13 protein-coding genes are annotated in these 14,844 nt (G+C 50.1%); 2 read left to right on the forward strand and 11 right to left on the reverse strand.

Features of this window, described 5'->3' with window-relative positions; all coding sequences use genetic code 11:
• Nucleotides 1–117: 117 nt before the first annotated feature.
• The 5 genes from MJ611_RS05410 to MJ611_RS05430 all read right to left on the reverse strand — a co-directional run bounded on the left by MJ611_RS05410 (nucleotide 118) and on the right by MJ611_RS05430 (nucleotide 4,161).
• Nucleotides 118–840, reverse strand: a complete 723-nt coding sequence (locus tag MJ611_RS05410) for a head GIN domain-containing protein (RefSeq protein WP_250428486.1) — start codon at nucleotides 838–840, stop codon at nucleotides 118–120.
• A 202-nt stretch (nucleotides 841–1,042) separates the two neighbouring features.
• Nucleotides 1,043–1,417: a magnesium citrate secondary transporter gene (locus tag MJ611_RS05415; protein WP_250428487.1), complete on the reverse strand. Its 375-nt coding sequence runs from the start codon at nucleotides 1,415–1,417 to the stop codon at nucleotides 1,043–1,045.
• A 903-nt stretch (nucleotides 1,418–2,320) separates the two neighbouring features.
• Nucleotides 2,321–2,782, reverse strand: a complete 462-nt coding sequence (locus MJ611_RS05420) for a hypothetical protein (RefSeq protein WP_250428488.1) — start codon at nucleotides 2,780–2,782, stop codon at nucleotides 2,321–2,323.
• Between the two features lie 22 nt (nucleotides 2,783–2,804).
• Nucleotides 2,805–3,317 carry a hypothetical protein gene (locus MJ611_RS05425; RefSeq protein WP_250428489.1) on the reverse strand — a complete coding sequence of 171 codons (513 nt, stop codon included), beginning with the start codon at nucleotides 3,315–3,317 and terminating at the stop codon, nucleotides 2,805–2,807.
• A gap of 16 nt (nucleotides 3,318–3,333) precedes the next feature.
• Nucleotides 3,334–4,161 (reverse strand): energy transducer TonB, encoded by an 828-nt coding sequence (locus MJ611_RS05430; RefSeq protein WP_250428490.1) that lies wholly within the window; start codon nucleotides 4,159–4,161, stop codon nucleotides 3,334–3,336.
• Nucleotides 4,162–4,301: 140 nt separating this feature from the next.
• On the opposite strand from MJ611_RS05430, the gene MJ611_RS05435 reads away from it, so the two are divergent.
• Entirely contained in the window at nucleotides 4,302–6,155 is a 1,854-nt protein-coding gene (locus tag MJ611_RS05435; RefSeq protein WP_250428491.1) for an ABC transporter ATP-binding protein, read from the forward strand.
• Between the two features lie 31 nt (nucleotides 6,156–6,186).
• On the opposite strand, the gene MJ611_RS05440 is transcribed toward MJ611_RS05435, so the two are convergent.
• The 4 genes from MJ611_RS05440 to MJ611_RS05455 all read right to left on the reverse strand — a co-directional run bounded on the left by MJ611_RS05440 (nucleotide 6,187) and on the right by MJ611_RS05455 (nucleotide 9,990).
• Nucleotides 6,187–6,414, reverse strand: coding sequence for a four helix bundle protein (locus MJ611_RS05440; RefSeq protein ID WP_250428785.1), 228 nt, complete (start codon nucleotides 6,412–6,414; stop codon nucleotides 6,187–6,189).
• A gap of 263 nt (nucleotides 6,415–6,677) precedes the next feature.
• On the reverse strand, nucleotides 6,678–8,459 hold the full coding sequence (locus tag MJ611_RS05445; RefSeq protein ID WP_250428492.1) for an SLC13 family permease: 1,782 nt from the start codon (nucleotides 8,457–8,459) through the stop codon (nucleotides 6,678–6,680).
• Between the two features lie 330 nt (nucleotides 8,460–8,789).
• Nucleotides 8,790–9,200, reverse strand: a complete 411-nt coding sequence (locus MJ611_RS05450; RefSeq protein ID WP_250428493.1) for a fasciclin domain-containing protein — start codon at nucleotides 9,198–9,200, stop codon at nucleotides 8,790–8,792.
• Nucleotides 9,201–9,357: 157 nt separating this feature from the next.
• Nucleotides 9,358–9,990, reverse strand: a complete 633-nt coding sequence (locus tag MJ611_RS05455; RefSeq protein ID WP_250428494.1) for a rhomboid family intramembrane serine protease — start codon at nucleotides 9,988–9,990, stop codon at nucleotides 9,358–9,360.
• Nucleotides 9,991–10,163: 173 nt separating this feature from the next.
• On the opposite strand from MJ611_RS05455, the gene MJ611_RS05460 reads away from it, so the two are divergent.
• The gene (locus MJ611_RS05460) at nucleotides 10,164–10,823 is read left to right on the forward strand and encodes an HAD family hydrolase (RefSeq protein WP_250428495.1); all 660 of its coding nucleotides are present in this window, start codon (nucleotides 10,164–10,166) and stop codon (nucleotides 10,821–10,823) included.
• A 79-nt stretch (nucleotides 10,824–10,902) separates the two neighbouring features.
• Here the strand turns inward: MJ611_RS05460 and MJ611_RS05465 are convergent, their stop codons facing one another.
• Together MJ611_RS05465 and rnr are read right to left on the reverse strand one after the other, a co-directional pair.
• Nucleotides 10,903–11,877 carry a polyprenyl synthetase family protein gene (locus MJ611_RS05465; RefSeq protein ID WP_250428496.1) on the reverse strand — a complete coding sequence of 325 codons (975 nt, stop codon included), beginning with the start codon at nucleotides 11,875–11,877 and terminating at the stop codon, nucleotides 10,903–10,905.
• Between the two features lie 7 nt (nucleotides 11,878–11,884).
• Nucleotides 11,885–14,185, reverse strand: coding sequence for a ribonuclease R (gene rnr, locus MJ611_RS05470; RefSeq protein WP_250428497.1), 2,301 nt, complete (start codon nucleotides 14,183–14,185; stop codon nucleotides 11,885–11,887).
• Nucleotides 14,186–14,844: the final 659 nt, after the last annotated feature.

Below are 14,844 nucleotides of genomic sequence, written 5' to 3' on the forward strand. Positions count from 1 at the left end.
TACGTATCTCTTACACTTTATTTTGGTTTAACTATACGCGCACCACAGCCAAAGGATAAAATAAAAGAGCAACCCCGTGGGGTTGCTCTTACCAGGTAGTATATAGTCTGTATTCTCTTAGAGTTTTGAAATGCGCGCTGCCGCCGACACGTCGGAGGTGATGTTAGGACTGCCTTTATACTGGACGGAAGAAGCCCCGGAAGCACTTATATCCAGCGACTCTTTTGCATATACTTTTACTTTGCTGGCGCCACTGGCTCCTATCTTCATCCGCTTTGTCTCCAGCTCTTCCGCATCCACACTCGAAGCGCCGGACATGTCCATCTCTACTTCGTCGGCTTTGCCTGCCAGATCTACTTTGCTGGCGCCGCTCATGTCTGCTTTCAGCTTTTTGGTGTCGATGGCCAGCGCAATTTTAGAGCCTCCACTCAGGTCCAGCTCAAACGTGTTGGCTTTAAAAGTTGACTTGCCTGTCAGTTTTACTCCGCCGCTTACACCTACTTTGTTCAAATCCTTAACCGTAATGTAGGCTTTCATGCCCTTTGAAGTTGTAATACCGCCGTCGTTGTAGATGTGCAGCACACCGTCCTTCACTTCGGTTTTTACCCTGTCCATCAGGTTCTCTTCTACTTCCAGCCTCACACCTTCTTTGCTTCCTTTACTTACTTCCACCTGGAAACCACCGCCTATCTCTATGCCTGTGAAACCGGATACCTGCCTCTCCTGGGTGATGATTTTGCCATTTCCTCTTAGCTGTTGTGCCAGGGCAGGCACGTCTGTTAACAGCAGTGTCAGTGCGAATACAGCCAGTGTGGTTGCGTAGAACTTTACAATTTTCATAGTTTATAGATTATTAAGTGTTTGGTTTCTTCTTCAGGAAACTGATGCACGAGGCTGCTCAGGCAGTTTCCGGATAAAAGATGTCTGTGCAGCTGCAAAGGTTGCTTCTGCCCTGTATGTTTTTAGAAGAAAATTTACCGTGTGCTTAAAGTATAGCGTAGGAATGTGCCTGAAACTATTTTCATGTGGAACAGCAAGCGCGCTACACTGGAGCTGAACCGGCTTGTTTTAACGGCTTGTTGATGGTATAGCGGAACAGAACGGCACCCAATGTATATGCCACTACATCCAGGAGGTCGGCGGTATACTTTGGCGAGAGCTGGGGCAGGAGCAGCTCAAAACAAATACTGTAGCCCAATACGGCGCCTGCTATGTAATGGAAAGGGAATACAAACCGGTTGTTTCTGAAGTAGGCGCGCTCTGCTGCCAGTGCCAGCGTAAGTATAACAGGCATACACAGCAAGTCATCGAGGTAGGTGTGCAACGGCCTGATATAAACGTTTGCCAGCTCAAGGGCCTGGTTTATACAAAAAAGCGCAACGGCAAGAATAAAGGCAGGATGTCGTAGCGTAGCCATAAGCGTATTCTGCTATAGTTGCGGTTTTAGACCGCTATTAATGCTACCAATAACATAATGCTGCCCAATACTGCCAGAAATATCTCCACAGGTGTAAGCTTGGGCATCTTCCATTCTTTTTTCGGCTTCGGAAGTATTTGCCCGCACACGGGGCACTGCTTTGCCAGAGGCACTTCATTTTTGCAGTGAGGGCATACTATTTTCGCTTCCGCAGCATCTTGGTAAGGACTCATACAGCAATATTCAAGTAAGCGGTCAGCAGCCTGAAGGTGGCATACGTGGCATGCGTAGCACCACTGGTAACAACAGACCCAAGTCATACTTCCCGTAAAGCAAGGCGCTCACAGGCGCTTTACCAAAGGTATGTTTTCTTCCGCTTAAACCATACGTTTTGTTTGGTCCCACACGTCAGCACCCTACTTTACCAGCGTTTAAACAGCATTCCACCTCAAAACCCCGGCAGGATGCACAGCAGATTTAATAATTTATGATCTTATCAGAAAATTTTTTTGGCCGCATCAAAGTATAGGAACAGCTATATGTGTACTGAGGATCAAAGTGTTATACTTACAAAGAAGGGAGCCGGAAGAGAAATGGAAAAAATTGTAATAATCTTTTTTGTGTTTTCTTTTTTTTAGAAAACTAAAACACTAATTTTGCACCCGATTTAAGGCAGAGGGAATATTGGAAAGCTAATATGAGATTAATATTTCATAAACGCAAACCATCTCTCCACTTTTTTGAAAAATAATTTGTTGTGTATTACCACAACTTAGCATAAGACAATAAAACACCGCTTTGATGCGGATAAAGATAAGGTTAGTTAAAGTTTAGATTAGTTTGTTTTAAGGTGAGAGAAGGCCCCAGCCATTTTGGCGGGGCTTTTCTCATTTAGGAGCATACCTATACCCATTGCATGCCTACTGCCAGGGCTACAACCATCATGATCGGGATCAGGGCAAGTATAACTTTTAGCACATTCCCGGGCTTGGGGGTACCAAGTCCCCACGGCAAGCTTCTCCGGAAAGTATAACGGGCACTCGTGATCAAGGCGGACAGCGCAAACAGGATCAGAATAGCATGGATAACGATGATAACCTGGTCTAAGGCGGTATCCTGCTGCAAGGCCTGCATAACAGCTGCCACAGACCACGGTATGAGCAGCAACAGGCTCAACAGCGCTACCACGGCTCCCAACCGCATGCTGAACAGTGTTAGCCAGGAGGCGAAGGCAAAGAGCGGTACGGCGCCCGCCATACCAAGTATGGGGTAAAAGGAAGCAGGCCCTCCTGACACTTCTTTGTAGAGCAGGATGATAAGCACATGGGCAAAGCCGGTCAGGAAAAAGAGCAGGTAACGCGTCATAGGGTACTATACTTCCGACTGCCTATTTCAGGTTCTTTTTCGGGATCTGGTGCTCCGGCGTCTCGGGAGTAAAGAGCAGGCTGGCGATCCACCAGCGGCCTTTGTCAAATACCAGTTGGTAGGTGTTTACGCCGCGGGCTTCTACTTTCCCAGTGGGTGTGTAGCGGGTTTCATACACCTGGAAGGCAGTAGCAAGGTTGTCAAACTGCTCTACTTTCAGGCTCAGTTGCTTTTCGTAAAAGCCGTTTTTCTCATAATACGGTCCGTTTTTTTCGGCAAAAGTGGCAACAGTCGTGATCCGTACGAAGCTGCTGTCACCTTTGTAGAACACGCCTCCCATCTGCGCGTCCGGCAGGAACAGTGCTTTAAACTGTTCCATGTCCCGCTTCTGCCCTTTCGGCCCGGAAATAATCTTCAGGCCGGCTGCCGTGATGGCTTCTATGGTGGCCACATCCTGTTGCGGGACGGTGGTTTGAGCAAAACAAGTATAGATCAGGCCGCAGGTAAAGAGCAAGGTAAGCAGGTGTTTTTTCATGGTTTTATAGGCTGATTTATTTGAAGGAAAATTTCAAAGGCAAAGTATAGCGTACAGGAACAGGCTCTCCTTCTTGCAAGCCAGGCTTCCACTTCGGCATCTTATTCACAACCCGTAGCCCTTCAGCTTCAGCATCAGGATGAAACCCCTTTATCACTTCTGCATCTTCTACGTTACCATCCTTACTTACCACAAATGATATAACAACCAAACCTTGTGCTTCAGCCTTTCGAACAGCTTTAGGATATTTGATGTTCATAGCAAGCCACCTAAGCATTATGCTCTCGCCGCCAGGAAATTCCGGCATCTGCTCCATCGGAAAGAATTTTAATTCTTTGCCAGCTTCATCGAACAGTTTCCCAGAGATTAATTTATTCTTCTCATAAACTTCCAGTCTTCGTACTCTTCCGGACTCATAATAAGCCGTAAGGGTATCTTTTGTCAGACCACTGTTATACTTTCTTCTGTAATGAAGCTGCCCGTTCTCATACCAGTGCTTATACTCCTGCAGGTCGTTACCCTTATAATCCATCTGTTGTTTTAACTTCCCGCTCTTGTACCACTCAAAGAAGGGACCATCCACAGTTCCAAGGCCATACTTCCCTCCATCCAAGTCGCTGTAAGTATACTGATGTACTTTGGTACTGTCTTCTGCCAGGAAGCGGGTTCTGGTGCCTCCGCCTGCTTCATTTTCTTCTTCTACTTCGTAAAAATAAGCCTGGGCTTCCGGAACTTCCTTAACTCCGCTTTTGCTGAAGTATTTGATTCTTGCGGTCTGAGCTGAGGCAATATGCTCTACCAGGAGCATGCAAGCCAGAAGCAGATAAGTATAATAGTGTTTCATCTCTTAAAGTTACAGAAGGGCACTGAATATTCATTAATATCTATTTTCCATTTTTTACCTTGATGAGCAAGCCTGAACATAATCTATACTTGCCGGTATAGGTATAGCCGAAGCTGCTGCAGCAGCGTTATAGTATAAGTATGAATACACCCAGAAAAGGAGAAAGAGCCGCTACACAGGCAACCAGCGATAAGAAAAGCTTTAAAGACCAGGTGGGTGCCCTGAAGAACCTGCCCAAGTTCTTCCGCCTGATCTGGGAGACCAGCCCTGCTATGACCATCGGCAACATGCTGCTGCGCCTGGTAAAGGCTGCACTGCCGCTGGCCATGCTGTATGTTGGCAAGCTGATTATCGACGAAGTGATCCGGCTGATAGACGTGACGGGCGAGCGGGAACTATCGTACCTGTGGGTGCTGGTGGCTGCTGAACTGGGACTGGCGCTCCTCTCCGACCTGATCAACCGGGGCATTACGCTGCTGGATAGTTTGCTGGGAGACCTGTTTTCGAACCGCACCTCTGTTACCCTCATAGAGCATGCCGCCACCCTGGACCTGACGCAGTTCGAAGACGCTACGTTCTACGACAAACTGGAGCGGGCCCGAAGGCAAACTGTAACGCGGGTGGTGCTGATGTCGCAGGTGCTCTCGCAGTTGCAGGATATGGTAACCATCGGCTTCCTGGCTGTAGGCCTGATCACGTTTAACCCGTGGCTGATCGTTATACTTCTGATCGCGGTGATCCCTTCTTTCCTGGGCGAAACGTACTTTAACGAGCGCACCTACTCCCTCTCCCGCTCCTGGACGCCCGAGCGTCGCGAACTCGACTACCTGCGCTACATTGGGGCCTCCGACGAAACCGCCAAAGAGATCAAAACCTTTAACCTCTCCGGCTTCCTGGCAGAACGCTTCAAAAAACTCTCCGACCGCTACTATGACCTGAACAAAAGCCTGATCGTGAAACGCGCGGTGTGGGGAAGTATACTTTCGGCTATCGGCACGCTGGCATACTATGGCGCTTATGTGTTCATACTTGCGCAGACGGTGGTAGGCGCCATCACGGTGGGTAGCCTTACCTTTCTGGCCGGATCGTTCAGCAACATGCGGGGGCTGCTGCAGGGCATCATGACGCGCTTTTCCCAGATTGCCGAAAGCGCTTTATACTTGCAGGACCTCTTCGATTTTCTGGAGCTCAGGCCACAGATCACACCACCTGTAAACCCGCTGCCTATGCCAAGACCGATCCGGCATGGGTTTACGTTTGAGAATGTAGGGTTTAAATACCTTAACAGCGAGAAGTGGGCCGTGCGCCACCTATCGTTTCACTTGAGAGCGGGCGAAAAACTGGCTTTGGTGGGCGAAAACGGAGCCGGCAAAACCACGCTGGTAAAGCTGCTGGCACGCCTGTACGAACCAACAGAAGGACGGATATTGCTAGACGGCGTAGACCTGCGCGAGTATGACCTCAACGACCTGCGCCATCAGGTTGGCATCATCTTCCAGGATTACGTGCGCTTCCAGATGACGGCCTCCGATAACATCGCCATCGGCCAGATCAGCAACATCAGCGACCGCGAACGCATCCAGGGATCCGCTCAGAAAAGCCTGGCTGACCCGGTGATACAGCGCCTGCCGGAAGGCTATGAGCAGGTACTGGGCAAGCGCTTTAACAAAGGCGTGGAGCTGTCGGGTGGCGAGTGGCAGAAGGTAGCATTGGCCCGCGCCTACATGCGCGACGCACAACTGCTGATACTCGATGAACCTACCTCCGCCCTCGATGCCCGAGCCGAACACGAAGTATTCCTGCGCTTCTCAGAACTGATACAAGGCAAAACAGCCGTACTTATTTCCCACCGCTTCTCTACGGTGCGTATGGCGGATAGAATCTTGTTTCTGGAACAGGGGCAGTTGAAAGAACTTGGCTCGCACGAAGAACTGCTGGCGCAAAATGGCAAGTATGCCGAGCTGTTCACGCTGCAGGCAAGAGGGTATTTGTAATTCTGAATGAGTGATTGAGTGAATGAGTGAATTATTTGGGAGTGTTTTTGCGTGCTTTAGCGAGTACAGATAATATTTCTGTAGCTTCTTTTTTGAGGTTTAGCACTGAGGCTGATGTTGATGTTCCTGATTCTTCCAAAAGCTCTACCCAAAATAAACTTTCATCTGCCTCCTCAATAACTATACTTATCTTCGAATGGAATTCTGCAGAGGATCTGGCTCTACAGGCAGCTCTGTAGTTAGCCGCTACAGAGGTTATGGATCATAGTAATTGCCGCTTCATGATGACAGCCTCCTCTGTTTTTGGTAAGCTCTTGCTAAAACTTATAGTATCTAAAGCTAACCTTTTTGTTCGATGTCGGAATTGCTCAACAAACTGCTCTTTGGAATTTACTGCATTCACAATTTCTATGCTTCGTGATTCACTCATTCGCACAATCACACATTCAGCATTTTAGTTCATAATTCGCTCATTCACTCAATCACTCATTCAGAATTATACTTCTCCACGTGGAACAGTCCTCAGAACGGAAAGAAGAATGGGATAATGAGTGAGGCCAGTAGCCAGAACAGCAGGTTGAGCGGGGTGCCTACTTTCAGGTAATCGGAGAAGCGATAATTGCCGGGGCCGTAGATCATGGTGTTGGTCTGGTAGCCCATTGGGGTCATAAAGCTGAGAGAGGCGGCAAAGGTAACCGCCATCAGGAAGGGCCGCTCGCTGATGCCTAACTGCTCTGCCGCCACAATGGCAATGGGAGCCAGAAGCGCCGCTGTTGCGTTGTTCGACATAAAGTTTGTCAGCATGAACGTGATGAAAAAGAACACCGACATCAGCACATGCGGGCCATAAACGCCCACCGAGTTTATCAGCAGGCCGGACAGCAACTTGGCAGCACCGGTTTTTTCCAGCGCCACCCCCATCGAGAGTACGCCGGCCAGCATAAAGATCACTTTCCAGTCAATGGTTTTGTAAAGGTCTTCTGCCCGCACACACTTAAAAACGACCAGCAGCACCACGCCTACCAACGCGCTCAGCACGATGGGCACCTGGCCGGTAGCCGCCGCCGTCACCACGCCTGCACTGATCAGCAACACGGGTATAATCTTGCTGTAATCGTAAGGGCTGCGCTCCGTTTCCGATATGATCAGGATGTCTTCGTTGTAACGTAGTTTCTGGGCCTGTTCTTTGTCGGCAGCTATCAGCAGCACGTCGCCGGAAGCGAGTTTCACGTGGGTCAGTTTTTCGTGCAGGATCTCATCGCGGTGCCGGATGGCCAATACCGTTGCCCCATGGTTGTATGCCCTGAAGTCCAGCTCCTTCAGCGACTTGCCCACCATGTAGGAGCTGGGTGGTACAATGGCCTCGTAAAGCTTGGTATTGCCGGCACGCATGTCCCGCTCCTTAAACTTACGCTCCGACTTTAGCTCAATACCTTTTTCGTCTTTTATCTTCTTGAGCTTGTGCACATCGCAGCGCACCTTCAGCACATCGTTGGCGCGCAGTATGGTATAAGGAGTAGCTTTCAGTTTATACTGCTTGTCGCGGGTAACCTGCAGCACGTCGATGTCCAGGTTCTGCACCAGGCCTGAGTTACGGAGCGGCATGCCTACCGAAGGGGAACCGGGCAACAGCACGATCTCGGTCAGGTAATCACCCATGCCAAACTCCTCGGTAAGGTCCTGAGCCGTAGCCCGGCTAGGCAACAGGTGGCGCCCCGCCAGAAATATATAAGCGACCCCGGTTAGCAGAAACAGTACGCCGGCTGGTGTCATCTCAAACATGCCGATAGGCGCTAAACCATGCGCTTCGGCAATGCCGCTCACCAGAATGTTGGTAGATGTCCCGATCAGGGTACAGATACCTCCCATCAGCGCACCGAAAGACAAAGGCATTAATAGTTTGGCAGGGCTGATCTTAATGTCGCGGCTAACCTGTATGACGATTGGCATGAGCAGGGCTACTACGGCCGTATCGTTGATAAAAGCAGAGATGGTACCCGAAATGACCATAACAGCCAGCAGGCAGAGGAGGTAATTTTTGCGGCCTATCCGCGTGAGCACGACACCTACGTTGTTAAGAGCGCCTGACTTGAAAATAGCCGAACTGATGATGAACATGGTGGCCACCGTAATGGTGGCCGAATTGCTGAAGCCTGATAACCCTTCGGCAGGAGTCAGGATGCCCGTAACCATAAAGGCGATCATGATCAGGATGGCCACAACATCGATCGACAACCGCTCACTGATAAACAGTGCGACGGCGGCTGCTATAATTGCCAGTACAATGCCGATCTCAGGAGTCATGCATGTTTACAGTATGGATTGTTAGCGCAGTTGAGCTCCGTGGCCTACGCGTTCTCTTGCTATACCTATTGCCCTGTGTTGCCTTCAGCAGAAAACAGGCAGTAACTTAACTTTATTCGCTCTGCTACAGGTACTGTAGCTTAAATATAAGATAATAAAGCACTTGCTGTACCTGTGGCAGCTCTAAAATGGAATGTAATCGAAAAGATTTTTGGGCTAACGTATCCGCAATCCGGAATGTTACTGCGCGGGTATAAGCCAGCTATAAAGCCAGACAGCCACCTGTGAATACATCACAGGTGGCTGTCTGGCTTTTGACCAAGTATAAATTTAAATCTTAAGTGCGTCGCTCATGCTGTGCAGTACCCCGTTGCTTAGCTCCGTATCAGCCTGCACAATCCGTACACCATTTATCAAAGTATGGCCTTGCTTGCGGCAGATATGCAGGCTCTCGCCGGAGATGGTTTTTACCTGTGCCCCATCCTTAAAGTCTTTCTCGGTATACTTCCCTTTCAGGATGTGGCCGGACAGAATCCGTCGAAGCTTTTCCGGGGATTCTCCTTTCAGGCCGGTAAGCGCACTTTCAGGCGGAGCCAGCAGCGTGTGGGGCGAATCGCCGGATAAAACAGGCACCAGGCCGGCAGCTGTAACCAGTTCTACCAGCACAGGCCGGTCTTTGATAAGCTGCTCCATCAGGGTAGCCTGCCCCTGTGCCTGGGTGTGCGTACTCGCAAAAAGCATAAGGGCAGTAATTATTAGATATAGGCTGTTGTGTTTGTGTCTCTTGTCCATTCGTGCACGTGTTCAATTACAACACAGTATACGTATGTAGCTATTTTTAAGACTACGAACACAAGGCTCTTTATGCCTCAGCCTAAAAGAATTACCCTGCTTATACTTAGCTGAACAGGCGCCAGTTGGCAATCTGCTCTACAAAATGCGGTCCCGCCTGCGGCACCAGCACCAGGCTGATCAGAAGGCCATACACGGCACCGTAAAAGTGGGCATCGTGGTTGATGTTATCGCCCATGCGCTTGCCGGAGTAGTAGGAATAGATCAGGTAAATGATGCCAAGTATAAAGCCTGGCAAACAGAGGATAGCATAAAGGCAGATATCCTGCGTTGGATAGAAAAGTATGCTTGAGAATACCACCGCCGCAACCCCGCCTGACGCACCTAAAGCACGGTAGCCCGGATCGTTGCGGTGCTTAAAATAGGTAGGCAGGTCTGAGATGATGATGCCGCCAATGTAAATGAGCAGGTACAGCAGAATGCCGGTACCCAAGCCAAAATTTCCTATAAAAGTATACTCCACCAAACGCCCGAAAAAATAGAGCGTGAACATGTTGAAGAAGAGGTGCGAGAAGTCGGCGTGTAGAAAGCCGGAGGTCAGGAAGCGGTGCCAGGAGTTGTCGCGCTGTACAGCGTAGGGCTGAAAGATCCAGCGGTGCATGAGCTCGTCATTTTTCCACGCGTACCAGGAGATACCAACTGTAAGTATGATCAGGATGAGGGTGATACTAAAATCCATTGAAGCGGTTTATGAGGTAGAGAATGTTGAATCAGAACAAAGATAAAAGACAAAGCTGTAAGACAACTATAACTCCTGTCCTTTCTAGTGTCAGGTAACACGAAAGTTCTGTTTCTTGCAAACCGGTTGCTGAGTTGGCGACCTTTCCTCGTACTCTAAACAAACTGAACAAGATGAGCAAATACGTGATATTCGACATGGACGGCGTGCTGGTAGACAGCGAACCCATCCACATGGAGTTGGAGAAGATCCTCTTTAAGAACTTAAGTATAGATGTGCCGACCTCGCTGCACCATACGTTTGTGGGCATGGCACCCAAGAAAGTATGGGCAACACTAATAGAGCAGTATAACCTGACCCACACGATAGAAGAGCTGTTCGCCATTGAAAAAGAAACCAAGTATACCGAGCTGCAGCGCCGCGATATCCTATGCATACCGGCTGTCGACGACTTACTGGCAAACCTGAAAGCTCATGGTTACCAATTGTCTGTGGCTTCTTCTTCGCCTAAGAACATTATTAACTTGGTGCTCGAAAAGCTGGGCTTTGCCGGGTACTTCGATTTTATAGTGAGCAGCGAAGACGTGAAGGAAGGCAAACCTGCACCGGATATTTTTCTGGAAGTAGCGCAGCGCTACCAGGTACCGGCGCATGAATTTATTGTGGTGGAAGACAGCAGCAATGGCGTAAAAGGTGCCAAGGAAGCCGGCATGAAATGCATCGGATATAAATCTGCCAACTCCGGCAACCAGGATCTGTCTTTGGCTGACCTGGTGGTAGATGATTTCAGCAAATTGACCGTGCAGGACATTGACGTGCTGCGCAGCCGTTAAAGCTGAACGTATAAGTATAAACGCCCCTCATAGCAAGAAACTATGAGGGGCGTTTATACTTTGTTTTACGTGAAACCTGTTATGAATCCCGCTCCATCAGTTGCAGGGCCAGACCGCGCAACGTTGCCTTACGTTCATCCGGTACCTGCACGGCATCGAGGTGCTGCAGGGCGCTTCGGAAGTACAGATCAATCTGCTGCTCGGTTTGCTGGCGGATGTGGAGCTCGTCGTATACCTGCGTGATGGCTTTTACCTTTTCTTCGGCTGTCTCGGCACCGGTTCTGTCGCGCCAGCCAAGTATGGTTTGCAGTTGCGTTTCGTTGGCTTGCTCCAGCGCCGTCAGCATCAGGAAGGTTTTTTTATCGGAGAGTATATCGCCGCCTACCTGTTTGCCGAACTTGTCTTTGTCGCCGTACACATCCAGCAGGTCGTCGCGCAGCTGGAAGGCAATGCCTACGTTATCGCCAAAAGCTTTCAGGTGCTCGGCATCGGAGTCAGGCGCTCCCTGAAGTATGGCACCCAGCTCCAGGCTGAAGCCCAACAGCACAGCCGTTTTCAGCGTGATCATCTGGATGTACTCCTGTATACTTACCTCACCGCGCTGCTCAAAATTCATGTCCAGTTGCTGGCCTTCGCATACTTCGGCAGCCGTCTGGCTGAACAGTTCCAGCACTTTCGGCAGCTTGTCCGGCGCTACCTGCATCATCAGCTGATAAGCACGCACCAGCATCACGTCGCCGGAAAGTATGGCCGTGTTGGCGTTCCATTTTTCATGCACGGTTTGCTTGCCGCGGCGCAGCGGTGCCTTGTCCATGATGTCGTCGTGCATGAGCGTAAAGTTGTGGAAAACCTCTAAGCCCGCTGCGGGCAATAGTGTCTTTTCCACATCCTCGTTGTACATTTTTGCCGCCAGAAGCACCAGCAAAGGCCGTATGCGTTTTCCACCCAGGGCCATGATGTACCGAATCGGTTCGTATAGTTCCGAAGGGTTTTCGCCGTAGCGAAGGGTGGATAAGGTATGGTTTATCTTCTCTGAAAGGGTGCTGATATCCACAGGGATTTTAATGTTGTTTCAGGGTTCTCACTAGCTCCAGATCGATGGTGCGGTCGGCCAGGTTGGCGCTCATTACCTCTACCAGCACCTCGTCGCCAAACGAAATAATACGCTTGCTCTGGCGTCCGATCACACGGTAATTGTCAGAATCCAGCTCGTAGTAATCGTCGTTCAGGCTGGAGAGGCGCACCATGCCTTCGCACTTGTTCTCTTCGATCTCCACAAATATACCCCATTCTGTAACACCAGACACTATACCTTTGTACTGGTTGCCAATCGTATCTTTCATAAACTCTACCTGCTTGTACTTGATAGAGGCACGCTCGGCATCGGCAGCACGTTTCTCCATCTCGGAGGAGTGGCGGCAACGCTCTTCGTAGGCTTCCTTGTCTTCCGACTGGCCGCCGTCGAGGTAATGCTGCAGAAGGCGGTGGGCCATCATGTCCGGGTAGCGACGAATAGGCGACGTAAAGTGCGAGTAGTGGTCGAAGGCCAGACCAAAGTGGCCTTCCGGCTCGGTGCTATACTTGGCTTTGGCCATAGTCCGGATCGCCAGGTTCTGCAACACGCTCTGCTCCGGCTTGCCTTCGGTCTCTTCAGCCAGATTGTTTAGTTCTTCCGAGATGTCTCCGTCCGGGTCTACTTTGTAGCCAAACTTGCGGGCAAACAGCGAGAAAGTGCTTAGCCTGTCCGGATCCGGCTGGCCGTGCGTACGGTACACCATGGTTGGGCGGCGCTTGCCTTTGCCAAGGTTAAACACAAACTCGGCTACTTTTTTGTTGGCCAGCAGCATGAACTCCTCGATCAGTTTGTGCGCATCTTTCCGCTCCTTCACATAGATGTAAAGCGGCTTTCCATTCTCGTCGAGCTTGAACTTTACTTCGATGGTCTCGAAGCTGATAGCGCCGTTCTTAAAGCGTTTATCTTTTAGCTTTTTGGCAATATGGTTCAGGATGTTGATCTCTTCTGCAAAGTCGCCTTCGCCTGATTCAATACGCTCCTGCGCTTCCTCATAGGTAAAGCGACGGTCGGAGAAGATGACGGTGCGACCAAACCACTGGTCGTATAGCTTGCCGTTATCGTCCAGTTCAAACACGGCCGAAAACGTCAGCTTCTCTTCGTGGGGGCGCAGCGAGCAAAGGCCATTTGAGAGGCGCTCCGGCAACATCGGCACTGTTCTATCCACAAGGTAAACCGAAGTAGCTCTGTGGAAAGCTTCCTTCTCCAGCACCGTGCGCGGATGCACGTAATGGGTTACGTCGGCAATGTGCACACCTATTTCCCAGTTGCCGTTCTCCAGTTTTCTAATGGACAGGGCATCGTCAAAGTCCTTGGCATCGGCCGGGTCTATGGTAAAGGTGGTCACGTCGCGGAAGTCGCGGCGCTTGGCTATTTCCGCTGCCGTAATTTTCTCAGAAATACTATCTGCCTCCTCCTCTACAGCTTGCGGGAACTCGAACGGCAAACCAAACTCAGCCATAATCGAGTGAATCTCGGCCTCGTGCTCGCCAGCCGGACCAAACACCCGGATCACTTCGCCTGTCGGGTTCTTATCCGGTTTATCAGGCCACTCTACGATTTTCACGAGCACCTTGTCGCCAGCTTGTGCGCCGTTCAGGCCGTTCTCTCCTACAAAGATATCAAAGTATAGTTTCTTGAAGTCAGGCACTACAAAACCGAAGTTCTTCGACAGCTGCATGATACCCACCAGTTCCTCGCGCGAACGTTCCAGCACTTCTACGACAATGCCTTCGGCACGGCCGCCGCTAAAGGTCGGAAGTACTTCTACTTTCACCCGGTCGCCGTCCATGGCATACTTCAGGTGCTCGCGGTAAACGCGCACATCCTCCTCCGTCTCTTCCGACACGATGTAGGCATATTTGCTGTTGGCCAGGTCCACACGTCCTGTAATGATGTTGACGCGCAGGTTGAGTTGGTACTTATCGCCATCGATCAGCAGCAGTTTATTTTCTCGTACCAGCGTTTTCAGGATGTCATCTACTGTCTCGCGGCCTTTTTTATCTACGACTCCCAGGCGGCGGTGAACCTGTCGTTGTGTGAACACAGTATCCGGGCTGCCAGAGAAAGATTCCAGTACGATGGTTTTGGCTGACTTGCGCTCTCTTTCGCGTCGGGATCCCTCTCTTCTGGAGGATGAGTCACGTCTGGAGGACGCATCGCCTCTTGCGGAAGAACCTCTTTCTGATGATCCTCTTTTATTGCGAGAAGAAGATTCTCCTCTTCGGGAGCCTCCTTTTTCGCTGCGGCCATCTTTGTCTCTGCCGCCTTTATCTTTTTTGCTTCTCATGTGTTGGGTAATTCTCTTGGGGTAGCCACCTCGTTGGCAGCTACGGCTTATACAAACTTTAGCTTGAATAGTTTTGATACTATACGCCAGCAAAGGCGCTTTGGCTAAAGCAGCAACTAATTTCAGGTGAATTTATATAGAAAAGTCTATATATGGGCTATGGGAGGAGGATAAAGGTATTATCGTTTTGTTAATCTATGTTTGCTTGATGAGGGGTTAAAAGGAATCTTGCAACACCTGTCATTTCGAACACGCCTGAGACGCGAGTCGAAAGTGGCCAGCGTAGCTGTGAGAAATCTGATATAGCTGAAGTTTATACTTGTGGCAGGCAAGCCTTTGCTTCGTAGCTACTTGTTTTCCTCAGTCCTACTAACCTATACTTTCATTTTATACTTTGGAACGCTCACGGCCGCGGGGCCTCGTCCTCGGGTATCGCGCTGTCTAGCTTTCCTTTGCTACCCTTCGGTCGCAATGCCCTGGCGGGCACCGGAAACTCAGAAGGCGCTCAACCCAAGGACTGGAAACAACACTGCTTTGTTAGCTAGTATGCAACTGGAACCAGCTTGTAGGGACAGGTCGCGACCTGTCCGTGCTATAGCTGCAGCAATGAAAGTATGGCTTCAGCTATAGCAACAACAGAACTCCCCTCCTTAGACTAG

It is taken from the genome of Pontibacter ruber, assembly GCF_023630205.1.
In the GTDB taxonomy this organism is placed as follows: Bacteria; Bacteroidota; Bacteroidia; order Cytophagales; family Hymenobacteraceae; genus Pontibacter; species Pontibacter ruber.